Origin of the sequence: Geomonas propionica (assembly GCF_016458235.1) — a bacterium.
Taxonomy (GTDB): Bacteria; Desulfobacterota; Desulfuromonadia; order Geobacterales; family Geobacteraceae; genus Geomonas; species Geomonas propionica.
Genome location: NZ_JAEMHK010000049.1, coordinates 1 through 242 on the forward strand (window position 1 = coordinate 1; position 242 = coordinate 242).

General features: G+C 68.2%; 1 protein-coding gene. It reads right to left on the minus strand.

All coding sequences use genetic code 11. The annotated features are described in order from the left end of the window. Positions 1–242, minus strand: a 242-nt coding sequence (locus tag JFN90_RS22100) for a hypothetical protein (RefSeq protein ID WP_199397297.1), incomplete at both ends; no start/stop codon positions are given.

The following is a 242-nucleotide window of genomic DNA, read 5'->3' on the forward strand; positions in this document are numbered from 1 at the left end:
TTCAGGTCCGGAGAACCGTTCATGTGGGTGGCGGTGGTCCCGATGTGGCAGGCCTGGCAGGCGGTGTACTCGCTACCCAGGTAGTTGCCCGGACCGTAGACCGCGCTGATGTGGGTCCCGTGCTGGTTGGTCGCCATCGGGCTCGGGGTCGAGGCTGAGCCGCCGTGGCAGGTGATGCACAGGTTGCGCGCCTTGTAGGCGACGACGGAATCGGCCACCGCCTGGCTGATGGCGCCCGCGTC